The following is a 26,452-nucleotide window of genomic DNA, read 5'->3' on the forward strand; positions in this document are numbered from 1 at the left end:
ACGTTATAATAGATGTAAGATATCGTTTAAGTGAAAAGGGTCGATTTGTTTGAAAACACCTTTATATACAGCATTATCACAACATGCGGAAAAGAAGCCCTATTCTTTTCACGTTCCGGGACATCACAATGGAGATGTCTTTTTTGATGAGGCACGGTCCTATTATGCATCCATTCTTCAGCTGGATGTAACAGAACTTGAAGGTCTAGATGATCTTCACCATCCGACTGGGGTGATTCAAGAGGCAGAGGGTTTATTGGCAAAGCTATATGGAGCTAAACAAAGTTATTTCCTTGTAAATGGCACAACCGTTGGCAATTTGGCGATGGTGATGTCTGCGTGTCAGGCTGGGGAGGGCATTTTCGTTCAGCGAAATTGTCATAAGTCTGTGTTCCATGCGATTGAGCTTGCGGGAGCGACGCCTATTATGCTAGAAACCGAGAGTGATCCGCACTTGCACGTCCCAACTCATGTGACGGAGGAAACAGTCAAACAAGCTATGGCGACACATCCTAACTGCCGGGCAATCGTTTTGACATATCCGAACTACTACGGACATGCAGCTGATTTATCAGGACTCATTCAAATGTGTCATGAAGCTGGCATCATTGTATTAGTTGATGAGGCACATGGTGCTCATTTTGTATTAGGCGGTGCCTTTCCTCCTTCTGCCCTTTCCTATGGAGCAGACGTGGTGGTACAATCAGCACATAAAACCCTTCCGGCAATGACGATGGGGTCTTATCTCCATCTTCAAGGAGACCGAATGGATGTGAAGCGGATAAAGACGTTATTAACGATGCTTCAAAGCAGTTCACCTTCCTATCCAATTATGGCTTCGTTAGATGTGGCGAGAGCTTATGTGGAGGAGTTGAAGGGAAAAGGGTTAATGGACGAAATCATGAGAGACTTGGCAAATCTGAAAGCACAGTTCAATATGATCTCCAATCTCGAAGTGGTTGAGTCTGACTCTTTACCTATGGATCCATTAAAATGTGTCATTCGTTCAACAAAAGGGCTGACAGGCTATGAACTCAAAAAGGTGCTTGAGTCGGTGGAGGTTCACCCAGAACTTGCGGATGAACATCAAGTCTTACTCGTTTTTGGTCTAGGACAGAAAAAGGACGTTCCTTTTACAGCTATAGAGCAGGCTCTTCAGCAAAGTGATTCATTGCTTGTAAAAAAAGAGCCTCAAACGGGAACGCTCTTCTTAGAGCACGATCAGCAGAAGCGAGATGTAGAAGCTGTTCCATTCGAAAAAGCAGCTGGCCGGATTAGTGCAGAATCGGTCATTCCCTATCCGCCTGGCATTCCTTTGATGATTAAAGGAGAACCGATTGAATCAGATCAAATTGCGACGTTAAGCCGTTTGCTTGGGCATCAAGTTCATGTGCAAGCAAGTCAGGTGATTCACCAGAGAAAATTATATGTTTATATAGAAGAGGAGACACTATGAGCGGTATGTTTATTACGTTTGAAGGGCCTGAGGGTGCTGGAAAAACGACAGTGATTCGAAAAGTGTACGAAGAAATGGAACGTCAAGGCTATGCAGTGATGGCGACACGTGAGCCCGGAGGCATTGACATTGCAGAGCAAATTCGTGAAGTGATTTTAAATGAAAAAAATACAAAAATGGACGCAAAAACAGAGGCACTGCTTTATGCAGCAGCTAGAAGGCAGCATTTGGCTGAAAAAGTAGAACCGGCATTGAAGCGGGGGGAAACTGTTTTATGTGATCGTTTTGTCGACAGCTCCCTTGCTTATCAGGGCTATGCGAGAGGGCTTGGGATTGAAGAAGTCAAATCCATTAATGATTTCGCCATTGATGGCACGATGCCACAAATGACCATTTACTTTTCCATTACACCAGAGGAAGGTCTAAAGCGAATTGATGCCAATCAAGGAAGAGAAAAAAATCGATTAGACATGGAAACACTGAATTTTCATCAAATGGTCAGAGAAGGATATGAGCTTCTGATTGCGCAATCACCAGAACGATTCCGTGTAGTAGATGCGTCTCAGCCTGTTCAGGATGTCTTTAATGAAGTGTTTCAACTGATTCAGGACACATTAAAGAAAAATCAAATATGACCTCATTCCCAATCGTTGTTATAATATAGAGGAAGACATCGGCATGTCACCTGTGCCTAAAATGAAGGAGGCCATTCAAATGAAATTAATTGTTGCCGTTGTACAGGATCAAGATAGCAGCAAGTTATTGAAAATATTGACCGAACATCAATTCGGCGTGACAAAATTAGCTTCGACTGGTGGATTTCTAAAGTCTGGGAATACGACTTTTATCATTGGTTGCGATGATGTCCGAGTGGATAAAGCGTTACAGCTAATCAAGGAAAATTGCCGCAAACGTGATCAAATGATCGCGCCTGTATCACCAATGGGTGGAAATGCAGATTCATATGTACCATACCCTGTTGAGGTTGAAGTTGGTGGAGCTACCGTTTTTATTCTGCCAGTTGAACAATTTCATCAATTTTAAGGATGGGTTGCTGTGAAAATTAATCAAGATATGCGGCTGCTTTTAGAAAAGCGTGAACTTCAAGCGATGAAAGGAAGCCAAACTTCAGCATCGTTTAAATCATCGATGGAGACACAAAGCGGTAAACTGCGTTTAGAGCAGCTGACAGTCATGCTGAGCGATATCGAAGTCTTCGGCAAGAAACTGACAAAGTCACGAAACCTTAAAGATTTGGCTAGGTTTAAAGGACTTGTGAAACGCTTTGTAAAAGAAACAGTCGATAATGGATTAAATATAGAGACATCAAGGAGCTTTGACATTTATGGCAACACGCGAACACTCGCTTTAGTCAAAGCATTAGATGAAAAGCTGATTGAGTTAACAGAGGATATGATGAATCAGGAGAAACCCTCGATTGATTTGCTTGAACGTATTGGAGAAATAAAAGGTTTATTGATTAACCTTTACACATAGAGAGTGATAACATGGCAATTAGCTGGGATGACATGAATGAGTTGCAGCCGCGCGTCATGCGGCTGATTTTTAATAGTATTGATAAAGACCGACTGGCTCATGCTTACTTATTCGAAGGAAAAAAAGGGACAGGAAAGCTAGATGCTGCGATGCTTTTAGCGAAGAGCTTTTTTTGTTTGGAAGCAGGAGTGAAACCATGTGAGTCCTGTCAAAACTGCAAAAGAATTCAGTCTGGCAACCATCCAGATTTACATCTAGTGCAGCCTGACGGTCAATCAATTAAGAAGGCACAAGTGCAGGCTTTGCAGGAGGAATTTACAAAAGCAGGCGTAGAATCGCATCGGAAAATGTATATCATTCTCCATGCGGACAAAATGACGGTCAATGCTGCGAACAGTTTATTAAAGTTCCTAGAGGAGCCCAACCGGGAAACGATGGCAGTTTTAATCACTGAACAATCGCATAAAATGCTGGATACGATTATTTCAAGATGTCAGATGCTTAGCTTTCAGCCGCTGCAGCCGCAATCTTTGGAGCAGCAGCTTTTACAAGAAGGCGTGTCTCAGGACCTCGCAAGGCTTTTGTCGAATTTAACCAATAATTTAGCAGAAGCACTCGAATTAAGTCGAAATGATCAGTTTGCAGAGTCTAGAGCGAAAGTGATAAAATTGTATGAAGTCTTACACCAGCGAAAAGAACATGCATTTTTTTATATACAAGATCAATGGATGCCTTTTTTCAAAGAGAAAGACCTTCAAGAAACTGGTCTTGATATGCTTTTATTTATATATCGTGATGTATTGTCGATTCAAATAGGAAATGAAGATAAAGTCATTTATCAAGACTTATTCCAGACAATGAAGCAGCACGCGCTGCATTCCACACAGCAGATGGTGACGAATCAGATCCTTGCTGTATTAGAAGCGAAAAAGAGACTTCAATCCAACGTGAATGCCCAAGGGCTAATGGAGCAATTGGTGTTGATGTTGCAGGAGGGATAAGCTTGTACAACGTAATTGGTGTTCGCTTTAAAAAAGCGGGCAAAATCTATTATTTCGATCCTAATGGATTTCATATAGAAAATGATAGTTGTGTCATTGTAGAAACGGTTAGAGGTGTTGAGTACGGGCAAGTGGTCATCGCCAATAAAAAAGTAGATGAACACGATGTGGTTCTCCCTTTGCGTAAGGTGATTCGCGTCGCAGACGAACGAGACCGGCTCATCGTTGAGGAGAACAAAGAAGCAGCGATGGCAGCCTTTGACACATGTCTTCAGAAAGTAAGTGAACATGGCCTGGAAATGAAGCTGGTGGATGTCGAATTTACATTCGACCGCAACAAGGTCATCTTCTATTTTACAGCGGATGGCAGAGTAGATTTCCGTGAGCTGGTCAAGGATCTTGCATCTATTTTTAAGACGAGAATTGAACTTCGTCAAATCGGTGTAAGAGACGAGGCAAAAATGCTAGGCGGCATTGGTCCGTGTGGACGTATGCTTTGCTGTTCAACTTTCTTAGGAGATTTTGAACCTGTGTCCATTAAAATGGCAAAAGATCAAAACCTCTCGTTAAACCCTACCAAAATTTCAGGGCTTTGCGGCCGTTTAATGTGCTGCTTGAAATATGAGAATGATGAGTACGAAACAGCAAAAGAACAATTACCGGACATCGGTGAAACGATTCAGACGTCTAATGGCTCTGCAAAGGTAGTAGGGCTTAATATTTTAGAACGAATTTTGCAAGTTGAATTAACCGGGCAAGAAAAAGTGATAGAATATACTTGGGAAGAATTATTACAAGAAGGCGTTGTATCTGCACAAACAACTGAGTAACGAGGTGTGCCACCTTGGATAAAAAGGAACTATTTGATACGGTGATTAATTTAGAAGAACAAATCGGTTCTCTTTATCGCCAGCTAGGTGATTTGAAAAATCATATCGGTGAAGTGATTGAAGAAAATCATCAGCTGCAGATGGAGAATCAGCACTTGCGTGAACGTCTGGATCAATCCGATCGAGATAAATCGTCTGAGGCAGAGCATGATTCTGCCCAGAAGCCAAGTCATTCTGATATAGGAGAAGGTCATGATAACCTAGCTCGTTTATATCAGGAGGGCTTCCATATTTGTAATGTACATTATGGGAGCATTCGGAAAGAGGGAGACTGTTTGTTCTGTCTGTCATTTTTAAATAAAAAATGAGAAAAGGCTTCCGCTGAATCGGGAGCCTTTTTCACAGGAAAAGAAAGGATACATCATGGTTTCGTTAAGAGAAGATGAACGTTTAGACTACTTGCTTGCAGAAGATATGAAAATTATTCAAAGTAAAACGGTGTTCGCCTTTTCATTGGATGCAGTGTTATTAGCAAAATTTGCGTATGTGCCGATTCAAAAAGGGGAGATTATTGATCTTTGTACGGGAAATGGCATCGTTCCATTGCTGCTTTCGACGAGATCTAAAGCCTCTATTACAGGGGTTGAAATTCAAGAACGTCTGTTTGATATGGCAAAGAGAAGTGTGGCGCATAATCAACTGGAGCAGCAGATTGAGTTGATCCATGGTGATTTAAATGATATGCCTAAACGGTACGGAAACCACAAAGTAGACGTGATTACTTGTAATCCGCCATATTTTAAGACTCCTTCTAAGGATGAAATCAATGAAAATGAGTATTTGGCGATTGCACGTCATGAGATTCATTGTACATTAGAAGATGTCATTCGTGTTTCTTCCACTTTGCTAAAGCAAGGAGGCAAACTGGCAATGGTTCATCGCCCTGGACGGCTGCTTGAGATTGTTGAAATGATGAAGAAATATCGAATTGAGCCAAAACGAATTCAATTTGTATATCCGAAACAGGGAAAAGAAGCGAATACCATTTTAGTGGAAGGGATGAAAGATGGAAAACCGGATTTGAAAATCCTCCCGCCGCTTTTTGTTTATGGAGAAGACCAAGAGTATACAAAAGAAATCAGGACGATACTGTATGGAGAAGCATAGTCATTATTTCTATGTATTGAAATGTGCAGATGGCAGTTTGTACGCTGGGTATACAAATAACTTACAAAAAAGGCTGACTGCCCATAATAGTGGGAAGGGTGCAAAGTATACGAGAGCTAGACGGCCGGTGGAACTCTATTACCACGAATGCTTTTTAACCAAAAGAGAAGCCATGCAACAGGAATATCGTTTCAAAACGTGGACACGTCGAAAAAAGGACATGTATATAGAAGAAAAGCGAATCAAAAAGGAGGCGGCACATGAAAAAGACACAAAAAAGCTTTGATGGTCAATCAGAAATGGGTATTCTTTATCTCGTACCAACCCCGATTGGAAACTTAGAAGATATGACATTTCGAGCGATACAAACGTTAAAAGATGTAGACTATATTGCCGCAGAAGATACGAGACAAACGAAAAAGCTTTGTCATGTCTATGAAATTGATACCCCATTAACGAGTTATCATGAACATAACAAAGATAGCAGTGGTCACAAGTTAATCGAATGGTTAAAAGAAGGAAAGAACATTGCACTCGTGAGCGATGCCGGTTTACCGACGATCTCTGATCCAGGAGCCGAAGTGGTTCGAGACTTTACGAACATCGGAGGCTATGTCATTCCGTTACCTGGTGCAAACGCAGCACTTACGGCGCTCATTGCGTCAGGAATCGCACCACAGCCATTTTTCTTTTACGGTTTTCTTGATCGTCAAAAAAAGGAAAAGAAAAAACAGCTGGAAGCATTGAAGAAACGCCAAGAAACAATTATTTTCTATGAAGCGCCCCATCGGTTAAAAGAAACGCTGACTGTGATGAAAGAGGTGTGGGGGAACCGGAATATTGCCATTACGAGAGAACTGACAAAGAAATTTGAAGAGTTTATTCGTGGAGATTTAGAATACGCGCTGACTTGGGTGACAGAACAACAAATCCGTGGTGAGTTCTGTCTCGTCGTACAAGGAAATGATCAGGATGAAGAAGAACTGAATGAAGAAGCTTGGTGGAATTCTTTATCTGAAAAAGAGCACGTGATCCATTACATAGAGGAAGGGTTAACGTCAAAAGAGGCCATTAAACGTACTGCGGTCGAACGTGGTGTGCCAAAGCGGACGATCTATGATGCGTATCATATTGAACAATAAAGAAAGGTTCTTGCAAACGGTGCAAGAACCTTTTTATATAAAACTTATTTTTGTGATTGAAGTTGGTTTTGGATTTCGTTAATGATTTGCTCTGCACCTTCACGGCTAAGAACTAATTTACCATTAGCAAGTTTAAGGTTATCGTCTGATACTTCACCTGTTACTTGGCAAGTCATGTTTGGTTTATATTTTTTTAGGATAATTTTTTCATCATCAACATAAATTTCCAAAGCGTCTTTTTCTGCGATTCCTAACGTACGGCGAAGCTCGATTGGAATCACCACGCGTCCTAATTCGTCAACTTTACGTACAATACCTGTAGATTTCATCTTCATTCTCCTCCCAAAAAGTTCTTATTCTTAATATAATATTATCTTCGTCATTATTCGACAAATTCCTTACATTCCTAGCATAACAAGGTTTCCATAAATCGTCAATCATTTTGTTTACTATTGTTTGTAAAATATGACTCTTAAAGTCAAAGGACCTTGAAACTACCGGTGTATAAGGATTTTTCAGAATTTATCTATAAAAATATGAAAAATGACGATAACAGATTAACAAGACTTTTGCCCTAATTTAGCCAATTGTAAATCTGGAAATAGATTTCATACGACAATATTCGACAAAATGTCGAGCGGTTTGTCGTTTTTTTCGAAAAACTCATCTTTTTCGTTCATTTCAATCTGTTCTATGTATATATGCTTGATCTTAAAGGCTAAGATGGTATCATAGAGAAAGCACAAGTGCAAAACATAATGAAATGATCTGACACATTTTAATGAAGTATGATGACCGCTCTCGTCCATTGGGCGGGAGTTTTTGACATTTACACACAAGCAGGAGGTTCCGACATGCCGGAAAAGAAAAAAACGTTTTATCTGACTACACCAATTTACTATCCGAGCGGAAAATTACATATTGGACATGCTTATACGACAGTGGCAGGGGATGCCATGGCTCGATATAAACGTCTGCAAGGCTATGATGTGATGTATTTAACGGGTACTGATGAGCACGGACAAAAAATTCAGCAAAAAGCTGAAGAACAAAATATTACACCGATTGAGTATTTAGATCCGGTCGTTGCTGACATTAAATCATTATGGAAGAAACTCGACATTTCCAACGATGATTTCATTCGTACAACGGAAAAAAGACATACGAAAATCATTGAACAAGTCTTCCAAAAGCTGCTTGATCAAGGAGATATTTATTTAGATCAATATGAGGGCTGGTACAGTATTCCTGATGAAACATTCTATACGGAAACACAGCTTGTTGATGTTGAGCGAAATGAGAAAGGGGAAGTCATTGGAGGGAAAAGCCCAGACAGTGGACACCCTGTTGAATTGATTAAAGAGGAATCATATTTCTTCCGTATGAGTAAGTATGCAGATCGCTTACTAGACTATTACGAAAAGAACCCGTCGTTCATTCAGCCTGAATCAAGAAAGAATGAAATGATTAATAACTTCATTAAACCGGGGTTAGAGGATTTAGCTGTATCAAGAACAACCTTTGATTGGGGCATTAAAGTACCTAATAATCCGAAGCACGTCATCTATGTATGGATTGATGCGTTATTCAACTACTTAACAGCGATTGGCTACGGAACCGATCAAGATGAAAAATATAAAAAATATTGGCCTGCCAACGTACATCTAGTTGGGAAAGAAATTGTACGATTCCATACAATTTACTGGCCAATTATGCTGATGGCACTTGATCTGCCGTTGCCAAAACAAATTTTTGCACATGGCTGGCTACTCATGAAAGATGGCAAAATGTCTAAATCAAAAGGGAACGTAGTAGATCCTGTTACGTTAATTGATCGCTATGGTCTTGATGCTCTTCGTTATTACCTGCTACGCGAAGTACCATTTGGTGCAGACGGTGTGTTTACACCAGAAGGATTCGTGGAACGTGTAAACTATGACCTTGCCAATGATTTAGGAAACTTGCTTAATCGTACAGTGGCGATGGTGCAAAAATACTTCGACGGTACATTAAGCAGCTATAAGGGACCAGTCAATGAGTTTGATGAGGAACTAAAAGCTGTAGCTGAACAAACGGTGAAAGCCTATGAAGAAGCGATGGAAAACCTCGAATTCTCGGTGGCTCTTTCAAATGTTTGGACATTAATCAGCAGAACGAATAAATATATTGATCAAACAGCTCCTTGGGTGTTAGCAAAGGATGAAACAAAACGAAAAGAACTGCATTCTGTGATGTACCATTTAGCAGAATCACTTCGAATCACAGCTGTATTGTTAACACCATTCTTAACAAAAACACCTGAGAAAATCTTCTTCCAGCTTGGAATTGAAGAAGAGAAACTCAAAAGCTGGGAAAGTATTCTTTCTTTCGGTGCGATCCAAAAAGCGACGGTACAAAAAGGTGAGCCATTGTTCCCTCGTTTAGAGGTTGAAGAAGAAGTGGCATACATTAAAGAGAAGATGCAGGGAAGTGCGCCTAAGGTAGAAGAAGAGACAGTTGAAATAGAAGAAACTGAATTACCTGAGCTGGGTGCCGAAATCGCCTTCGATGATTTTTCGAAAGTTGACCTTCGTGTAGCACAAGTATTGGAAGCAGCACCAGTGAAAAAGGCTGACCGTCTCTTAAAGCTTCAGCTTGATTTTGGATTTGAAAAGAGACAAATTGTCTCAGGGATTGCCAAGCATTATCAACCAGAAGAATTGGTAGGGAAGAAGCTCGTCTGCGTAGCGAATCTCACACCAGTTAAACTAAGAGGGGAAATTTCCCAGGGAATGATTTTAACTGGAGAAACTGGTGGTAAATTGCAGGTTCTTGAAGTAGATCAATCTCTAGCAAATGGAACGAAAATTTTATAATTTAACAAAGGTGTTCCACGTGTAACATTTCGTCGAACACCTTTTGTTTTTCAGAAGAATTGTCGAAAGGAGCAATCAACCATGTTATTTGATACACATGCCCACTTAAATGCTGAACAATATAATGAAGACTTAGAGCAGGTGATTGAAAGAGCCAAAAGTGAAAAAGTAGAGAAGATTGTAGTGGTCGGGTTTGATCGTCCAACCATTACGAGAGCGATGGAGCTAATTGAAGCATATGATTTTATGTATGCAGCCATCGGCTGGCATCCTGTTGATGCCATTGATATGACAGATGAAGATTTGGCTTGGATCAAAGAATTATCTCAGCATGAAAAGGTTGTTGCCATTGGAGAAATGGGTCTAGATTACTATTGGGACAAGTCGCCAAAAGATGTGCAAAAAGAAGTCTTTAGACGTCAAATTGCTCTTGCAAAAGAAGTGAATCTGCCAATTATCATTCATAACCGTGACGCTACGGAAGATGTAGTGACGATCTTAAAAGAAGAAGGAGCGGCAGAAGTCGGAGGAATTATGCACTGCTTTACTGGCAGCCTCGAAATTGCAAAAGCGTGTATGGAAATGAACTTTTATATCTCATTCGGTGGACCTGTGACATTTAAAAATGCGAAAAAACCGAAAGAAGTTGTAAAGGATATTCCAAGTGATCGTCTTCTGATTGAGACAGACTGCCCGTATTTAACTCCAGCGCCATTTAGAGGGAAACGAAATGAGCCGAGCTATGTGAAATATATCGCAGAACAAATTGCTGAATTGCGAGAAATAAGCTTTGAAGAGCTTGCTGCATTGACAACAGAAAATGCGAAAAAAGTTTTCCGTATAAACTGACAGTATATGATGTCAATCCTTGTTTAAGCTTGTCCAATTATGAAACATAACGAAAAAGTTCTACACGTTTGCGCCTCTTCATAGGATAAGTTGTCGATAAGTCTTTCTTCCCTTCCTTCCAAAAATCTCCCATAATAGGTTTACAATCGAGCATTTTTGTACAGTGGGTGGAAGGGTTGACAGGTTTTGAGATACTCTATATAATCTCTCCGAGGAGAAGGAGGCGTTTTTCATCGTACAAAAAATGAAAAATCTGTTTTCTGTCAAGCTAGGAAAAGGCAAGGTTTTATTTCTAGTCGCTTGCTTGCTTTTAGCTGGAACTGGGACGGCTTACGGTGCGCATGAGCTCACCAAGCAGTCTATTACCATTTCAATCAATGGCAAAGAGAAGACAATTCGTACACATGAAGAGACAGTAGCACAGCTGCTTTCAGACCTTGGAATAAGGACCAGGGCGGAGGATCATATCTCTCCAAGTCTAAATACAAAGATTCAAGACAACATGAACATTGTGTATGATGCGGCTATACCGGTTCATCTCACCCTAGATGGGAAAGAGAAAACGATATGGACAACAGATCAGACGGTTGGAGCATTATTGAAGAATGAGAAGATAGATATTGGGAAGCACGATCAAGTAACTCCAGGAAAGAATGACAAGATTAAAAAGAATATGGATCTTGTGGTTCAGCAGGCATTCCAGGTCAGCTTAAACGATGGAGGAAAGGATAAGAAAGTGTGGACCACTTCGACTACGGTCGCTGACTTTTTAAAGCAACAAGAGCTGAAGCTCAAGAAGCACGATAAGATCAAACCTGCGTTACATAGTCACCTTTCTAAAAAAAGCGCAGATGTGAAGATCACTCGGGTGGAAAAAGTCACCGATGTAGTGGAAGAGAAAATTGCTTTTGATACCAAACATAAAAAGGATCGATCTCTTGAAAAAGGAAAAGAGAAGGTGCTTGAAAAAGGTGAAGAAGGTAAATTAAAGAAGCACTATGCCATTGTGAAAGAAAACGGCAAAGTGGTGTCTAAAGAATTAATTAAAGAGGTTACTGCAAAAGACAGTAAGGATCGTTTAGTGGCCGTTGGTACACAAGTGTCCAAGAAGGAACCTAAAGCGTCACCTGCGGTTTCAAGAAGTAATGAATCTTCAGGAAAAGAGTTCTATGTGACGTCTACAGCCTATACAGCGAGCTGTGCTGGATGTACGGGCAGAACGTCTACAGGCTTTAATTTAAAAGCAAATCCAGGTGCAAAGGTCATAGCAGTAGATCCGAGTGTCATTCCGCTGGGCTCTAAAGTGTATGTGGAAGGCTATGGGTATGCCGTTGCATCAGACACTGGATCTGCTATAAAAGGGAATAAAATTGATGTGTTCGTCCCAAGTAAGTCGGCAGCTTATCAATGGGGAAATAAACGAGTGAAAATTAGAGTGCTCAAATAAACACATCAAATCATTTATATGAACAGAGGGCTTTGCGCACCCTCTGTTTTTTTGGTTATAATAGAAGCACTGTTTTCTAATTAATTAGACGCAAAAGCAGCATGGAAGGTTTCATTTTTTGACAAAAAAATGTAGATTGTTTTTGCAAGCGGAGGAATACATGAAAATCAAAGAAATCATTGTGGTGGAGGGTCGTGACGACACTGCTAGAGTAAAGATGGCAGTTGATGCAGATACGATTGAAACGAATGGATCTGCCATTGGCGATACAGTCATTCAACAAGTGCGTCTTGCTCAGGAGACGAGGGGGGTTATCATTTTAACTGATCCTGATTTCCCTGGGGAAAAGATCCGTAAAACCATCGCAGAGGCTGTCCCTGGCTGTAAGCACGCCTTTTTACCAAAACACCTTGCGAAAGCGAAGCGGGACAAAGGAATTGGTGTTGAGCATGCTTCCTTGGATAGTATTCGAGAATGCCTTGCTCATGTCCATGAGGAAATGGAAGAATCAGAAAGCGAGATTACGTTAGACGATTTATTTGACGCAGGCCTTATCGGAGGCGAAGCATCAAAACGCCGCCGCGAACGATTAGGTGTGCTTTTAAATATAGGATATACAAATGCGAAGCAGCTGCAAAAGCGTCTTCACATGTTCCAAATAACGAAAGAGGATTTTATTGCGGCCTTAAAGACCGTCATGCAGGAGGAAGCCGATGAATAAAGATATTGCGACGCCCATCAGAACGAAGGAAATACTGAAGAAGTACGGTTTCTCTTTTAAAAAGAGCTTAGGGCAAAACTTTTTAATTGATACGAATATTTTAGATCGCATTGTCGATCATGCAGAGATTACGGATGAGACAGGTGTGATTGAAATTGGCCCTGGTATCGGTGCGTTGACTGAACAGCTCGCTAAACGGGCAAAGAAAGTCACGGCTTTTGAAATCGACCAGCGCCTATTGCCGATTTTAAACGATACGCTTTCTCCATACGATAATGTCACCATTATACATCAAGACGTATTGAAGGCAGATGTAAGAAAGGTGATTGAAGAACAGTTTGCTGACTGTAAAGAAGTAATGGTCGTAGCAAACCTTCCTTACTATGTGACGACACCAATTATTATGAAATTGCTTGAAGAAAACCTTCCATTGAAAGGAATCGTTGTCATGCTGCAAAAAGAAGTAGCAGATCGCATGGCTGCTGTTCCTTCATCAAAAGAATACAACTCTTTGTCGATTGCAGTGCAATTTTATACAGAAGCGAAGACGGTCATGGTTGTGCCGAAAACGGTTTTCGTCCCACAACCAAATGTGGATTCAGCGGTAATCAAACTAACTGTTCGTGAAACGCCTGCGGTCTCAGTAGACAATGATACGTTTTTCTTTCAACTGATTCGTGCGAGTTTTGGCCAGCGCCGGAAGACATTGATGAATAATTTGATGAACAATCTGCCAGATGGCAAGAAACATAAAGCGATCATTGAAGAAGCCCTTGTAACAGCTGAGGTTGATGGGAAACGCCGTGGTGAATCATTATCAATCGATGAATTTGCCCGTTTGTCCAATGTTTTACACAAAGCCCTTTCATAAGGGCTTTTTTCTTTTGGTTTTCACCACTTCATCTGTTCAGGCATAGGCTAGAAAGAACAACACACCTGAAAGAAGAACAAGTGTAGCGTAAGACGATACCAACAGGATAAGAGCCTGATTGTGGAGTGAAAAGCATGCAATTTCAAATAGGAGATATGGTGACGAGGGCATCCTATCAGATGGATATTATGTTTCGTATCATTCGAATTGATGAGACAGACCAGCACGAAGCCACCGCCATTTTGCATGGGAATGAAGTGAGGCTGATCGCCGATGCGAAGATGTCAGATTTGGTCTTGATTCAAAAAGAGGAGCAACTGACAAGAGAGAAAGACGATGAACGGAAAATTAACGAATCGCTCGACTTACTCAGGCAAGATTATCAGCTGCTTCGTGAAAAACAAGAGTATTATACGTCTGGACAATATCAGCATCAGGAGCAGTATTTTCATATGCCCGGAAAGGTTCTGCATTTAGATGGAGATGCTTCATACTTAAAGAAATGCTTAGATGTATATGAAAGAATTGGTGTACCTGTGTATGGTGTGCATTGCCACGAGAAGAAAATGCCAAGCATGATTGATTCATTAATTGATCAATACCGGCCTGATATTTTGGTCATCACAGGACATGATGCGTATTCTAAACAAAAGGGCGGTGTACACGATATCGGTGCATATCGTCATTCTCGTCATTTCGTTGAAACGGTTCAAAAGGCAAGAAGGAAGGTTCCGCATTTAGATCAGCTCGTGATCTTTGCAGGTGCCTGCCAATCTCATTTTGAATCATTAATTCAAGCAGGTGCTAATTTTGCAAGCTCACCCTCACGTGTCAACATTCATGCACTTGACCCCGTCTATATTGTTGCCAAGATCAGCTTCACTCCATTTGTAGATCGAATCAACGTGTGGGATGTGCTCCGAAATACACTGACGAGAGAAAAAGGTCTCGGAGGGATTGAAACAAGGGGTGTTTTAAGGGTAGGTATGCCATATAAAAGAGACCATGAATCGACATAACCCGACTGATTTCAGTCTGGTTTTTTTTATGCTCAAAAAGAAATTTCATATGAATACATAATTCACCGGAATTTGAGAAAAATAGGGAGGAGAAAAGGTAGAAGTTTGTCAAAATTATTTTGTTGACAATGGCTCGTGTTGGTTGATATAATTTAATTTTTATTTGACAAAAATGGGCCGTTGTTGTATAATTATCTCAGTGAGGTGGATGCAATGGCGAAGACTTTGTCCGACATCAAAAGATCGCTTGATGGTAACTTAGGTAAACGTTTGACGTTAAAGGCTAACGGAGGCCGCCGAAAAACAATTGAGCGTTCGGGCATTTTAGCTGAAACGTACCCTTCTGTTTTTGTGATTCAATTAGATCAAGATGAGAATTCGTTTGAAAGAGTTTCTTACAGTTATGCAGATATACTGACTGAGACGGTCGAATTAACGTTCGATGATACCGCTAGCTCAGTCGCCTATTAATGGGCAGTGAACTTTTTGTTTACTGCTTTTTGTTTTGCCTTTTTTTCTGTATGGGAGGCTGTCCATTATTTGAAAGGGGTAAAAGGCGGGAATCGATGCAAAATAAGAAAGCCACAAAGGAGTGGCGATGATTCGAATTCTCGACCAAAGGGGCTGTTTCGTTTGGGTAGACGCCGAGGCATTATGTCAGATGAGTTCAAATACGAGCTGGCGAAGGATCTTGGATTTTATGATACCGTCAAAAATGGAGGCTGGGGAGAGATTCGTGCGCGTGACGCAGGAAATATGGTCAAACGTGCCATTGAATTAGCTCAACAGCACATGGCTCAAGAAGAGAATCAACGATAAAGAAATGATCAGGGATACCTCGGGTGTCTCTGGTCTTTTTTGCTTGAAAAAGTGAGTGTGCTGGGGGCAAAAGCCAATATTCATCAGATCCATCAAATGTGATACAATATTGATACTTATGTTTAGATGGAGAAGTAGGTGAAATGTTTGCGTATTTTAGAAAAAGCACCGGCAAAAATTAATCTCTCACTTGATGTTCATGGAAAAAGACCGGATGGATACCACGAAGTGGAGATGGTGATGACAACAATAGATCTTGCAGATCGACTAGAGCTGACGGAGCTGGACAAAGACGAAATCCGTGTATCATCTCATAATCGTTTTGTGCCAGATGATCAACGGAATTTGGCTTATCAGGCAGCTAAATTATTAAAAACAAGATTCGGTATTCAAAAAGGCGTATCGATTGTCATCACAAAAGCAATTCCCGTCGCAGCAGGTTTAGCTGGAGGCAGCAGTGATGCCGCAGCAGCGCTTCGCGGCTTAAACCGTTTGTGGAAGTTAAATCTCACGTTAGATGAACTAGCTGAGCTTGGAGCGGAGATCGGCTCAGATGTCTCTTTTTGTGTACACGGAGGGACGGCGCTAGCGACAGGACGTGGAGAGAAACTAAAGCATATTGCGACACCGCCGCATTGCTGGGTGATTTTAGCGAAGCCGGTGATAGGGGTATCTACAGCTGAGGTCTACAGACAATATGACGCAAGCAAAGTAGAACACCCAAATGTACAGCGTATGATTGAAGCAATTGAAGCGAAAGATTATAAAGAGATGTGCGGCTCACTCGGTAACGTGTTGGAATCTGTGACATTAAAGATGTATCCGGAAGTCGATATGATTAAGAGACAGATGAAGCGTTTCGGAGCAGATGCTGTATTAATGAGCGGCAGCGGGCCAACTGTATTTGGCTTGATTCAATATGAATCGAAGGTACAAAGAATATATAACGGACTGAGAGGATTTTGTGATCAGGTTTACGCTGTCCGCATGATCGGCGAACAAAATACCCTTGATTAAATCCGTATATTAAGTTATATTATTCATAAATTATTCGGGTTCTGGGGGTAAGTTCATGAAGTTTCGTCGAAGCGGCAGATTGGTGGACTTAACAAATTATTTGTTAACCCACCCGCACGTACTAGTACCTTTAACTTTTTTTGCAGAGCGATATCAATCTGCAAAGTCCTCTATTAGTGAAGACTTAACGATTATCAAACAGACCTTCGAACAGCAGGGAATAGGGACTTTACTTACTGTACCTGGCGCTGCTGGCGGAGTGAAATATATTCCAAAGATTCATTTAAAAGAAGCAGACGAAGTCGTAAACGATATCGGAGAGGCATTATCAACTCCTGAACGTGTGCTTCCTGGCGGTTATTTATATTTAACTGATGTTTTAGGAAATCCATCGATTCTTGCGAAAATCGGTAAGCTTTTTGCGACCATTTTTTCGGATCGACCGATTGATGTTGTCATGACTGTTGCGACGAAAGGTATTCCGATTGCCTATTCTGTTGCAGGTTATTTAAATGTGCCTGTTGTGATCGTTAGAAAAGATAATAAGGTAACTGAAGGATCAACTGTGAGTATTAATTATGCATCAGGTTCTTCTAACCGAATTCAAACCATGTCACTTGCAAAGCGGAGCTTAGATAAAGGATCCAATGTGTTGATTATTGATGACTTTATGAAAGCAGGCGGAACCATTAATGGCATGATGAATCTTCTAGAGGAATTTAATGCAAATGTTGCAGGGATCGGTGTTTTATTAGAAGATGAAGGCGTAGATGAACGTCTTGTCGATGAATATGTATCACTTTTAAAGCTTTCAACCATTGATATGAAGCAGAAAATCATTGAGATTAATGAAGGTAATTTCCACGAGTTTTTTCATTCGAAAGCTTAAGTTTTGATCAAACATGTATTTGAATGGGAGAGATTGATATGACAAAAGTTGTTCAAACCAAAAACGCGCCAGCAGCCATTGGACCTTACTCTCAAGGGATTATCGTCAATAACATGTTTTACAGCTCAGGGCAGATTCCATTAACGCCAGCTGGAGATTTTGTGAATGGAGATATTAAAGAACAAACACATCAAGTGTTTCATAATCTTAAAGCCGTCCTTGAAGCAGCGGGTGCTTCCTTTGAAACAGTCGTGAAAGCAACGGTTTTCATTAAAGATATGGAACAATTCGCTGAAGTGAATGAAGTGTACGGTGAATACTTCCATACACATAAGCCAGCTCGTTCATGTGTAGAAGTAGCCAGACTTCCAAAAGATGCACTTGTAGAAATTGAAGTTGTGGCATTAGTGAAATAAACAGACCATCTCTTTGGAGGCCGTTTGGTTTCATTATATGTATGAAAAGGCATCGGCATGATGTCTTTTTTTACGCAACCGATGTAAGCGCCGTCATAAAAATGACAAAAAATGTATAAATATCCCGATATTTCAAAAAAAGTTTAAAAAAAGAGCAGGAGAATCACCACAATCGTTGAATACCTAATTAATGCTTTTATATTGGGAAAAGGTGGTGAACTACTGTGGAAGTTACTGACGTAAGATTACGCCGCGTGAATACCGATGGTCGCATGAGGGCGATTGCATCCATCACGCTGGACCACGAATTTGTTGTTCATGATATTCGTGTGATTGATGGAAACAATGGCTTGTTTGTTGCAATGCCTAGCAAACGTACGCCTGATGGAGAGTTTCGCGACATTGCACATCCAATTAATTCAAGCACTCGGGGTAAAATCCAAGATGCTGTTTTAAATGAGTATCATCGCTTAGGCGAAGAGGAAGAGACAATTGAATATGAAGAAGCTGGAGCTTCTTAAAGATATGTGAACCTAAAAAGACAGCTTTAAGAGAAAATGAATGTTTTCTTTTAAATGCTGTCTTTTTTGCGTTTTTCCTCATGATTCTTTTAAGTTTCAACCATTAGAAAATTAATGTACTTCCTCTTGTATCCTTGAAATCAGTCCTTATTTAGGATATATTTTTCTATGGATAATAGGGATATTGGAGGCCAATCAATGGATAAGCGGTTCGCAGTGATTTTAGCAGCGGGAAAAGGAACAAGAATGAAGTCAAAGTTATACAAAGTACTTCATCCAGTTTGCGGAAAGCCAATGGTCGAGCATGTGGCAGATCAAGCGTTAAAGCTATCTTTAGCCAAGCTTGTGACGATTGTCGGTCATGGAGCTGAGGACGTCAAGGAGCAGCTTGGGGACAGAAGTGAATATGCACTTCAAGAAGAACAGCTGGGAACAGCACATGCCGTCAAACAAGCTAAATCGTTCCTCGCGCAGGAAAAGGGAACAACCATTGTCATTTGTGGAGATACACCATTATTGACAGCGGAAACAATGGAAGCCATGTTAAACGAGCATCAAAAACAACAAGCGAAAGTGACGATTTTGACAGCACACGCGGATGATCCAACAGGTTATGGACGTATTATTCGTGATGAAACAGGTGCTGTAGTAAAAATCGTCGAGCATAAAGATGCAAATGATGCTGAACGTCAAGTGAATGAAATTAATACTGGAACCTATTGCTTTTCAAATGAAGATCTCTTCCGTGTGATTGAGCAAGTGTCAAATGAAAATGCACAAGGTGAATACTATTTGCCAGATGTCATTGAAATTCTAAAGAATGAAGGACAGACGGTTGCAGCGTATCAAACACCGCATTTTGAAGAAACACTTGGAGTCAATGATCGTATCGCTCTATCACAAGCAGAGCAATTCATGAAGCGACGTATTAATCATCAGCATATGAAGAATGGTGTAACCTTGATTGATCCTGAGAACACGTATATCTCGCCAGATGCAGTCATCGGTGAAGATACAATGATTTATCCTGGGACGGTCATCAAAGGGAATGTAAAGATTGGTGCAGATGCCACAATCGGTCCGAACACTGAAATTGTTGATAGCGTAATTGGAGATCGGACAGTCATTAAGCAGTCTGTTGTCTGTGATAGTGAAGTTGGAGTAGATGTGACAATTGGACCGTTTGCTCATATTCGCCCGTTGTCGAAAATTGGCGATGAAGTGAAGATCGGAAATTTTGTCGAAATCAAGAAAACAGTTTTCGGTGACCGAAGCAAAGCGTCTCATCTTAGCTATATTGGAGATGCAGAGGTCGGAGCGGATGTAAACCTTGGTTGTGGATCCATTACAGTTAATTATGATGGGAAGAACAAATTCTTAACGAAGATTGAAGATGGCGCATTTATTGGCTGCAATTCAAATCTCGTTGCACCAGTCACTGTCGGAAAAGGGGCATATGTTGCAGCCGGTTCAACGGTTACAGAAGATGTACCGCAGGATGCATTGTCTATTGCTAGAGCAAGACAAGTCAATAAAGAAGATTATGTGAAAAATATTCATAAAAAATAATCCAAATACCCGGAGGTTTACCATGTCTAATCGTTATGCTGATGCGAATTTAAAGATATTCTCTTTGAATTCAAACCCTGAACTTGCCAAAGAAATTGCCGATCGAATCGGAGTTGATGTAGGAAAGAGCTCTGTTAAACGTTTTAGTGACGGTGAAGTCCAAATCAATATTGAAGAAAGTATCCGCGGCTGTGATTGTTATGTTATTCAATCTACTAGTGCGCCAGTCAATGAGCACATTATGGAGCTACTCATTATGGTAGATGCACTAAAACGCGCTTCTGCGAAAACGGTCAATATTGTCATCCCTTATTACGGATATGCACGTCAAGATCGTAAGGCGAAACCTCGTGAGCCAATCACGGCGAAGCTTTTTGCGAACTTACTTGAAACAGCAGGTGCTACACGTGTCATTGCACTTGATCTTCATGCGCCGCAAATCCAAGGTTTCTTTGATATTCCAATCGATAACTTAATGGCTGTGCCAATCTTAACAAACTATTTTGAACAGAAAAACTTGAATGATATCGTTGTTGTGTCTCCTGACCACGGTGGTGTTACGCGTGCGCGCAAAATGGCGGACCGCCTGAAAGCACCAATCGCAATTATCGACAAACGTCGTCCGAAGCCGAACGTGGCTGAAGTGATGAACATCATTGGGAACATTGAAGGCAAAACGGCGATTCTCATCGATGATATCATTGATACAGCTGGTACGATTACACTTGCTGCAAATGCACTTGTGGAAAATGGAGCGGCTGAAGTCTATGCTTGTTGTACTCACCCAGTATTGTCTGGACCAGCAGTAGAACGTATTACAAACTCTAAAATTAAAGAATTAGTTGTGACAAACAGTATTCACCTAACAGATGACAAGAAAGTTGGAAAATTCATTCCGCTTTCAGTTGGGCCTTTGCTTGCAGAAGCCATCATCCGTGTACATGAAGAAGAATCTGTGAGCTACCTTTTCAGCTAATTTTCTGATTGAAAAAAGCCCTAGGCATCCGCTTGGGGTCTTTTTGCTGTGATAAATGAAAGGCAAACATGTTTAAAATGATTCAGTTATGGGTATTTATGAAAGTAGTGACAAAAAAGAAATAGGATGGTGCTGAATATGGCAACTTTAAAAGCAAATAAAAGAACTGATTTCAAACGTTCCACACTGCAAAAAATCCGTCATTCAGGACACGTTCCTGGTGTCATATACGGAAAAAATACAGACAACCTTGCTGTTTCATTAGACAGTATTGATTTATTAAAGACATTACGTGATGAAGGAAAAAACACAATCATCACATTAGACGTTGGCGGAGAAACAAAATCTGTGATGGTAACAGAACTGCAAACAGATCCGTTGAAAAATGAGCTAGTCCACGCTGATTTCCAAGTGGTTGACTTACAGCGAGAAATTGACGCAGATGTACCTGTACAACTCATTGGCGAATCCAAAGGTGTAAAGGATGGCGGTGTGCTTCAGCAGCCACTATTTGAGCTATCCATTACAGCGAAACCAAAGGATATCCCGCAAAATATTGAAGCTGATATTACAAACTTAGAAGTAAATGACGTACTAACAGTTGGTGATCTGTCTGTTCAGTCTACGTATCAAATTAATAATGATCCAGAAGAAGTTGTTGCTTCGATCTTACCGCCTCAGCAATCAGAGGTTCCAGAGCCAGATAGTGAAGAGGAAACGCAAGAGCCTGAGGCCATTAAAGAAAAAGATGACAGCGAAGAATAACTGGTCAATTAGAGACGTAACCCTCCCGCGGTTACGTCTTTTGTGCTAGAATGAAAAGAATTCATACGTTTTGCATGAGGCAATCACATTGGCTCATTTTTTAGGCGTGTGCATGTGCGACAAAGGAGGTTATTGGTTTCATGATTGCGTTCGTTGGATTGGGTAATCCAGGAAAAGAATATGAAAAAACAAGACATAACGTCGGGTTTATGACAATAGATGAACTATCAAAAAAATGGGATATCCCATTAAATCAATCAAAATTCCATGGACAATATGGAACTGGGTTTGTTTCGGGGCAAAAGGTTCTACTTGTGAAGCCTCTTACATATATGAACTTATCGGGGGAATGTGTGCGTCCGCTGATGGATTACTATGATATACCCCTTGAACATTTGAAGGTCATCTATGATGATCTTGATTTGCCAACGGGACGGATTCGTTTGCGTACAAAAGGAAGTGCAGGCGGACATAACGGAATCAAATCGTTGATTCAGCATTTAGGTTCACCAGAGTTTGACAGATTCCGTATCGGCATTGGCCGTCCACAAAACGGCATGAAGGTCGTCGATTACGTACTAGGACGCTTCTCAGAGGAAGAACAGCCTGATATCTCATCTGCTATTCAAGCATCTGTTGAAGCTTGTGAAGCGGCTTTAACAAAGCCATTTTTAGAAGTGATGAATGATTTTAACAAGAAGGTATAAGAATGATAAGCAAAGCACATACTGATCATAAAATCTCAGCATGGGAGGATCACGTATGGCTTTGCACTATTACTGCCGGCACTGTGGTGTAAAGGTTGGCAGTCTAGATGAATCCGCTGTCCAAAGTGAAGCACTTGGATTTCATCACTTAACAAATGAGGAAAGAAACGATATGATTTCTTATAGGGAAAATGGTGATTTACATGTACAAACCATTTGTGAGGATTGCCAAGAGGCGCTCGAAAGAAATCCTGATTACCATCAGTATCATACCTTTATTCAATAAAAAGCTTTGGTGTAGATAATAGACCAAAGCGTTTTTCTGTTTTAAACAAGCAGGGAGGAGGAGCCAAATGAAAAATATACAATCATTTATCAAACAAAGTGATGATTTTCAGTCCATTTTTAACGGACTAAAAGAAGGGTTAAAAGAACAGCTGCTCGCCGGACTATCAGGCTCCGTCAGATCTTTATTTACAGCCGCCATATCAGACGAATTAAAGCGGCCGATGTTTATTGTGACACATAACTTATATCAAGCGCAGAAGGTCACAGATGATCTAGCAAGTGTGATGCCAGATCGTTCGGTCCTTCTTTATCCTGTCAATGAACTCATTGCATCTGAAATTGCTGTGGCAAGCCCGGAGCTTAGAGCGCAGCGTCTTGATGTATTGAATCGTCTCGCGAATGGAGAAAATCCGATTGTCGTGACCCCAGCAGCTGCAGTGCGTAGAATGCTTCCTCCTGTTGAGCTCTGGAAGGAGAGTCAGATCCATTTAAAGGTTGGTGAAGAAATTGATTTGGAGGCGTTTTCAAAACAACTTGTGCAAATCGGTTATGACCGGACGTCCATGGTCGCTGCGCCCGGAGACTTTAGTGTGCGCGGAGGAATCATTGACATTTATGCGTTAACGGAAGACCACCCGATCCGTATTGAGCTGTTTGATACAGAAGTGGATTCTATTCGGTCCTTCCACTCTGACACGCAGCGTTCATTGGAAACACTTCAAGAAATCAAGATTGGCCCGGCGAAAGAGCTGATTGTAAGAGGGCCTGAACGAGTGAGAGCGATTGAACAGCTTGACGAAGGTCTTGCCAGTAGCTTAAAGAAATTCAACTCGGATAAACAAAAAGAACTGCTCCATCAGAATATTTCTGCTGATCGTGAGAAGCTGCTAGAAGGTATTGTGACACAAGAAATGACGAAGTATCTGTCCTATTTCTATGAAAAGCCTGCTAGTTTGCTAGATTATACATCGCAGGATACGATAATCATTCTAGATGAAATCAGCAGAATTCAGGAGATGGAAGAACAGCTTGAACAGGAAGAAGCAGATTGGACAATTAGTCTGCTGGAAGAAGGAAATATCCTGCATGATCTAGTCCTTTCCTTCCCATTTCAAGAGCTGTTCAATCAGCAATCGAGATCGATTCTGTACTATTCCTTATTTTTGAGACATGTTCAGCAGACCAATCCACAAAATATCGTCAATGTATCTAGTAAGCAAATGCAGAATTTCCACGGCCAGATGAATGTGCTTGCAAGTGAAATTGAACGCTACAAAAAGCAGAATTATACGGTTGTCTTTTTAGGTGCGGATGAAGAGCGGACAGAGAAGTTGTCATCTGTCTTGCATGATTATGACATTGAAGCAGCTCTTGCTAAACCTGATGCTGAGCTTGTCAGCGGGCAAGTATATATTTTACAAGGTGAGCTGCAAACCGGTTTTGAACTACCTTTATCCAAAATTGCAGTCATTACAGAGGGTGAACTTTTCAAGAAACGTGTGAAGAAGCAGGCACGGAAGCAAAAGCTGACAAACGCAGAGCGAATCAAAAGCTATTCAGAGCTGCAAGTGGGCGATTATGTGGTGCACATTAACCACGGGATCGGTAAGTATTTAGGAATTGAAACGCTTGAAATTGGCGGCATTCATAAAGATTATTTAAATATTCATTATCAAGGAAGCGACAAGCTTTATGTCCCTGTTGAACAAATTGATCAGGTGCAGAAGTATGTAGGGTCAGAAGGAAAAGAACCAAAGCTATACAAACTAGGCGGTAGCGACTGGAAACGTGTGAAGAAAAAAGTAGAATCATCTGTGCAGGACATTGCAGATGATCTGATTAAGCTGTACGCAGAACGTGAAGCAAGCAAAGGGTATGCCTTCTCGCCTGACCATGAAATGCAGCGCCAGTTTGAATCTGCATTCCCTTACCAAGAAACAGACGATCAAATTCGCTCGATTCATGAAATCAAGCAAGACATGGAGCGGGAGCGCCCGATGGATCGTCTGCTTTGTGGAGATGTGGGCTATGGAAAAACAGAGGTGGCGATTCGAGCGGCCTTCAAAGCCATTGCTGACGGGAAGCAGGTGGCACTGCTTGTACCAACAACGATCTTAGCGCAGCAGCATTTTGACACGATTATGGACAGATTCCAAGACTATCCTGTTAAAATCGCTCAGCTTAGCCGCTTCCGTACACGAAAAGAAACAACAGAAACCTTAAAAGGGCTGAAAAATGGAACGATTGATATGGTCATTGGAACGCATCGTCTTCTTTCAAAAGACATTGTGTACAAGGATTTAGGACTGTTAATTATCGATGAAGAGCAGCGCTTTGGTGTGACGCATAAAGAGAAAATTAAGCAAATGAAAGCCAATATTGATGTGCTGACGTTAACGGCAACGCCAATTCCTCGTACGCTTCATATGTCGATGCTTGGCGTACGTGACTTATCTGTTATTGAAACGCCACCTGAGAACCGTTTCCCAGTTCAAACCTATGTTGTCGAGTACAATGGTGCGTTAGTTAGAGAAGCCATTGAGCGAGAACTGGCAAGAGGCGGTCAAGTGTACTTCCTTTATAACCGAGTGGAGGATATTGAACGAAAAGCAGATGAAATCTCGATGCTTGTTCCAGACGCAAAAGTAAGCTACGCACACGGGAAAATGAGTGAGAACGAGCTGGAATCCGTGATGATTAATTTCCTAGAAGGTGAATCGGATGTACTCGTCAGTACAACCATTATCGAAACGGGCGTAGACATTCCAAATGTGAACACGCTCATTGTTCACGATGCTGATAAAATGGGGCTTTCGCAGCTGTACCAGTTAAGAGGACGAGTTGGGCGCTCGAATCGTGTGGCCTATGCTTATTTCACTTATCGAAAAGATAAAGTGCTTTCTGAAGTTGCAGAGAAAAGGCTTCAAGCCATTAAAGAATTCACTGAGCTCGGATCAGGCTTTAAGATTGCGATGCGTGACTTAACGATTCGAGGAGCAGGAAATTTACTTGGTGCACAGCAACATGGATTTATTGATTCTGTTGGATTCGACCTTTACTCTCAAATGCTGAAAGAAGCCATTGAAGAAAGAAGAGGCGATACGACTGCTCAAGAAAAATTTGAGCCGGAAATTGATCTCCAAATTGATGCCTACATTCCAGATAGCTATATTTCTGATGGCAAACAAAAGATCGAGATGTATAAACAGTTTAGAGCGATTGGATCAATAGAAGAGCGGAAAGAGCTTCAAGATGAAATGATTGACCGATTCGGAGAATATCCGCAAGAAGTGGCTGATTTGTTCACGATTGCGACGATGAAGGTGTACGCTGTGCAGGAACGTGTCGAGTTGATCAAGATGGAGAAAGGCATTGTCCGACTCACTCTCGATGAAAAAGCAAGCAGCGACATCGATGGTCAAAAATTATTTGAGCTTGGCAGTCAATATGGACGTGATATCGGTCTTGGCATGGAAGGCAGCAAGCTGATTATTTCTGTCCAAACAAAAGGCAAGAAAACGGAGGAGTGGCTTGAAGTCGTTCTTCGTATGCTTCGAGGTCTTCAAGATGTGAAAAAAGAAACCATTCCATCTTCATAAAATTTTGTTGGTCTCTCGTGTATATTACGTT

Annotated in this window: 29 protein-coding genes; 28 read left to right on the top strand and 1 reads right to left on the bottom strand. The window is 41.1% G+C overall.

Annotated features, from left to right (window positions below; translation table 11 throughout):
* The first annotated feature begins 49 nt into the window (after nt 1–49).
* The 10 genes from NSQ11_RS00205 (at nt 50) to rsmI (ending at nt 7,093) form a co-directional block, all read left to right on the top strand.
* Nucleotides 50–1,456 (top strand): aminotransferase class I/II-fold pyridoxal phosphate-dependent enzyme, encoded by a 1,407-nt coding sequence (locus NSQ11_RS00205; protein WP_035391566.1) that lies wholly within the window; start codon nt 50–52, stop codon nt 1,454–1,456.
* Complete coding sequence (tmk, locus tag NSQ11_RS00210; protein ID WP_007496237.1) at nt 1,453–2,091, top strand: dTMP kinase; 639 nt, start codon at nt 1,453–1,455, stop codon at nt 2,089–2,091. The genes NSQ11_RS00205 and tmk overlap by 4 nt, the downstream gene beginning before the upstream one ends.
* A gap of 79 nt (nt 2,092–2,170) precedes the next feature.
* Nucleotides 2,171–2,500, top strand: a complete 330-nt coding sequence (locus tag NSQ11_RS00215; RefSeq protein ID WP_012008640.1) for a cyclic-di-AMP receptor — start codon at nt 2,171–2,173, stop codon at nt 2,498–2,500.
* Between the two features lie 12 nt (nt 2,501–2,512).
* Complete coding sequence (locus NSQ11_RS00220; RefSeq protein WP_035391564.1) at nt 2,513–2,953, top strand: YaaR family protein; 441 nt, start codon at nt 2,513–2,515, stop codon at nt 2,951–2,953.
* Between the two features lie 11 nt (nt 2,954–2,964).
* Nucleotides 2,965–3,954: a DNA polymerase III subunit delta' gene (holB, locus tag NSQ11_RS00225; RefSeq protein WP_007496231.1), complete on the top strand. Its 990-nt coding sequence runs from the start codon at nt 2,965–2,967 to the stop codon at nt 3,952–3,954.
* A gap of 2 nt (nt 3,955–3,956) precedes the next feature.
* Nucleotides 3,957–4,784, top strand: coding sequence for a stage 0 sporulation family protein (locus tag NSQ11_RS00230; RefSeq protein ID WP_007496230.1), 828 nt, complete (start codon nt 3,957–3,959; stop codon nt 4,782–4,784).
* Between the two features lie 14 nt (nt 4,785–4,798).
* Nucleotides 4,799–5,152, top strand: a complete 354-nt coding sequence (yabA, locus tag NSQ11_RS00235; RefSeq protein ID WP_007496228.1) for a DNA replication initiation control protein YabA — start codon at nt 4,799–4,801, stop codon at nt 5,150–5,152.
* A gap of 55 nt (nt 5,153–5,207) precedes the next feature.
* Entirely contained in the window at nt 5,208–5,951 is a 744-nt protein-coding gene (locus NSQ11_RS00240; protein WP_017359328.1) for a tRNA1(Val) (adenine(37)-N6)-methyltransferase, read from the top strand.
* Nucleotides 5,938–6,237: a GIY-YIG nuclease family protein gene (locus tag NSQ11_RS00245; protein WP_035391562.1), complete on the top strand. Its 300-nt coding sequence runs from the start codon at nt 5,938–5,940 to the stop codon at nt 6,235–6,237. Before NSQ11_RS00240 ends, NSQ11_RS00245 begins: the two co-directional genes overlap by 14 nt.
* The gene (rsmI, locus tag NSQ11_RS00250) at nt 6,212–7,093 is read left to right on the top strand and encodes a 16S rRNA (cytidine(1402)-2'-O)-methyltransferase (protein WP_008341890.1); all 882 of its coding nucleotides are present in this window, start codon (nt 6,212–6,214) and stop codon (nt 7,091–7,093) included. Before NSQ11_RS00245 ends, rsmI begins: the two co-directional genes overlap by 26 nt.
* 44 nt (nt 7,094–7,137) lie before the next feature.
* Here rsmI and NSQ11_RS00255 read toward each other — a convergent pair whose 3' ends face one another.
* Nucleotides 7,138–7,428 (bottom strand): AbrB/MazE/SpoVT family DNA-binding domain-containing protein, encoded by a 291-nt coding sequence (locus NSQ11_RS00255; RefSeq protein ID WP_087975202.1) that lies wholly within the window; start codon nt 7,426–7,428, stop codon nt 7,138–7,140.
* A gap of 519 nt (nt 7,429–7,947) precedes the next feature.
* Here NSQ11_RS00255 and metG point away from each other — a divergent pair.
* The 18 genes from metG (at nt 7,948) to mfd (ending at nt 26,421) form a co-directional block, all read left to right on the top strand.
* A complete protein-coding gene (gene metG / locus NSQ11_RS00260) occupies nt 7,948–9,948 on the top strand; it encodes a methionine--tRNA ligase (RefSeq protein ID WP_008341884.1) in 2,001 nt (666 codons plus the stop codon).
* Nucleotides 9,949–10,029: 81 nt separating this feature from the next.
* Nucleotides 10,030–10,797: a TatD family hydrolase gene (locus NSQ11_RS00265; protein WP_017359325.1), complete on the top strand. Its 768-nt coding sequence runs from the start codon at nt 10,030–10,032 to the stop codon at nt 10,795–10,797.
* A 244-nt stretch (nt 10,798–11,041) separates the two neighbouring features.
* A complete protein-coding gene (locus NSQ11_RS00270; RefSeq protein WP_017359324.1) occupies nt 11,042–12,244 on the top strand; it encodes a G5 and 3D domain-containing protein in 1,203 nt (400 codons plus the stop codon).
* A gap of 160 nt (nt 12,245–12,404) precedes the next feature.
* On the top strand, nt 12,405–12,965 hold the full coding sequence (gene rnmV, locus NSQ11_RS00275; RefSeq protein WP_008341876.1) for a ribonuclease M5: 561 nt from the start codon (nt 12,405–12,407) through the stop codon (nt 12,963–12,965).
* Complete coding sequence (rsmA, locus tag NSQ11_RS00280; protein ID WP_008341873.1) at nt 12,958–13,836, top strand: 16S rRNA (adenine(1518)-N(6)/adenine(1519)-N(6))-dimethyltransferase RsmA; 879 nt, start codon at nt 12,958–12,960, stop codon at nt 13,834–13,836. Before rnmV ends, rsmA begins: the two co-directional genes overlap by 8 nt.
* A gap of 134 nt (nt 13,837–13,970) precedes the next feature.
* Entirely contained in the window at nt 13,971–14,855 is an 885-nt protein-coding gene (yabG, locus tag NSQ11_RS00285) for a sporulation peptidase YabG (RefSeq protein WP_007496216.1), read from the top strand.
* 213 nt (nt 14,856–15,068) lie between these two features.
* On the top strand, nt 15,069–15,326 hold the full coding sequence (locus NSQ11_RS00290) for a Veg family protein (protein ID WP_003217979.1): 258 nt from the start codon (nt 15,069–15,071) through the stop codon (nt 15,324–15,326).
* A gap of 162 nt (nt 15,327–15,488) precedes the next feature.
* Complete coding sequence (locus NSQ11_RS00295) at nt 15,489–15,674, top strand: small, acid-soluble spore protein, alpha/beta type (protein WP_017366434.1); 186 nt, start codon at nt 15,489–15,491, stop codon at nt 15,672–15,674.
* A 147-nt stretch (nt 15,675–15,821) separates the two neighbouring features.
* Entirely contained in the window at nt 15,822–16,691 is an 870-nt protein-coding gene (ispE, locus tag NSQ11_RS00300) for a 4-(cytidine 5'-diphospho)-2-C-methyl-D-erythritol kinase (protein ID WP_017359321.1), read from the top strand.
* Nucleotides 16,692–16,746: 55 nt separating this feature from the next.
* Nucleotides 16,747–17,580, top strand: coding sequence for a pur operon repressor (purR, locus tag NSQ11_RS00305; protein WP_007496210.1), 834 nt, complete (start codon nt 16,747–16,749; stop codon nt 17,578–17,580).
* Between the two features lie 38 nt (nt 17,581–17,618).
* Entirely contained in the window at nt 17,619–17,996 is a 378-nt protein-coding gene (ridA, locus tag NSQ11_RS00310; RefSeq protein WP_008341860.1) for a 2-iminobutanoate/2-iminopropanoate deaminase, read from the top strand.
* A 224-nt stretch (nt 17,997–18,220) separates the two neighbouring features.
* Nucleotides 18,221–18,517, top strand: a complete 297-nt coding sequence (gene spoVG, locus NSQ11_RS00315) for a septation regulator SpoVG (RefSeq protein WP_008357439.1) — start codon at nt 18,221–18,223, stop codon at nt 18,515–18,517.
* Between the two features lie 198 nt (nt 18,518–18,715).
* Nucleotides 18,716–20,086 carry a bifunctional UDP-N-acetylglucosamine diphosphorylase/glucosamine-1-phosphate N-acetyltransferase GlmU gene (gene glmU / locus NSQ11_RS00320; RefSeq protein ID WP_039962487.1) on the top strand — a complete coding sequence of 457 codons (1,371 nt, stop codon included), beginning with the start codon at nt 18,716–18,718 and terminating at the stop codon, nt 20,084–20,086.
* A gap of 22 nt (nt 20,087–20,108) precedes the next feature.
* Complete coding sequence (locus NSQ11_RS00325) at nt 20,109–21,062, top strand: ribose-phosphate diphosphokinase (RefSeq protein WP_003217907.1); 954 nt, start codon at nt 20,109–20,111, stop codon at nt 21,060–21,062.
* Nucleotides 21,063–21,200: 138 nt separating this feature from the next.
* Nucleotides 21,201–21,827, top strand: coding sequence for a 50S ribosomal protein L25/general stress protein Ctc (locus tag NSQ11_RS00330; protein WP_008341853.1), 627 nt, complete (start codon nt 21,201–21,203; stop codon nt 21,825–21,827).
* A gap of 140 nt (nt 21,828–21,967) precedes the next feature.
* Nucleotides 21,968–22,534: an aminoacyl-tRNA hydrolase gene (gene pth, locus NSQ11_RS00335; protein WP_007496201.1), complete on the top strand. Its 567-nt coding sequence runs from the start codon at nt 21,968–21,970 to the stop codon at nt 22,532–22,534.
* A 55-nt stretch (nt 22,535–22,589) separates the two neighbouring features.
* On the top strand, nt 22,590–22,820 hold the full coding sequence (locus tag NSQ11_RS00340) for an anti-sigma-F factor Fin family protein (RefSeq protein ID WP_003217967.1): 231 nt from the start codon (nt 22,590–22,592) through the stop codon (nt 22,818–22,820).
* Nucleotides 22,821–22,887: 67 nt separating this feature from the next.
* The gene (mfd, locus tag NSQ11_RS00345) at nt 22,888–26,421 is read left to right on the top strand and encodes a transcription-repair coupling factor (RefSeq protein ID WP_178929433.1); all 3,534 of its coding nucleotides are present in this window, start codon (nt 22,888–22,890) and stop codon (nt 26,419–26,421) included.
* Nucleotides 26,422–26,452 lie beyond the last annotated feature (31 nt).

This window comes from Bacillus sp. FSL W7-1582, from assembly GCF_038593325.1.
Taxonomy (GTDB): domain Bacteria; phylum Bacillota; class Bacilli; order Bacillales; family Bacillaceae; genus Bacillus; species Bacillus altitudinis.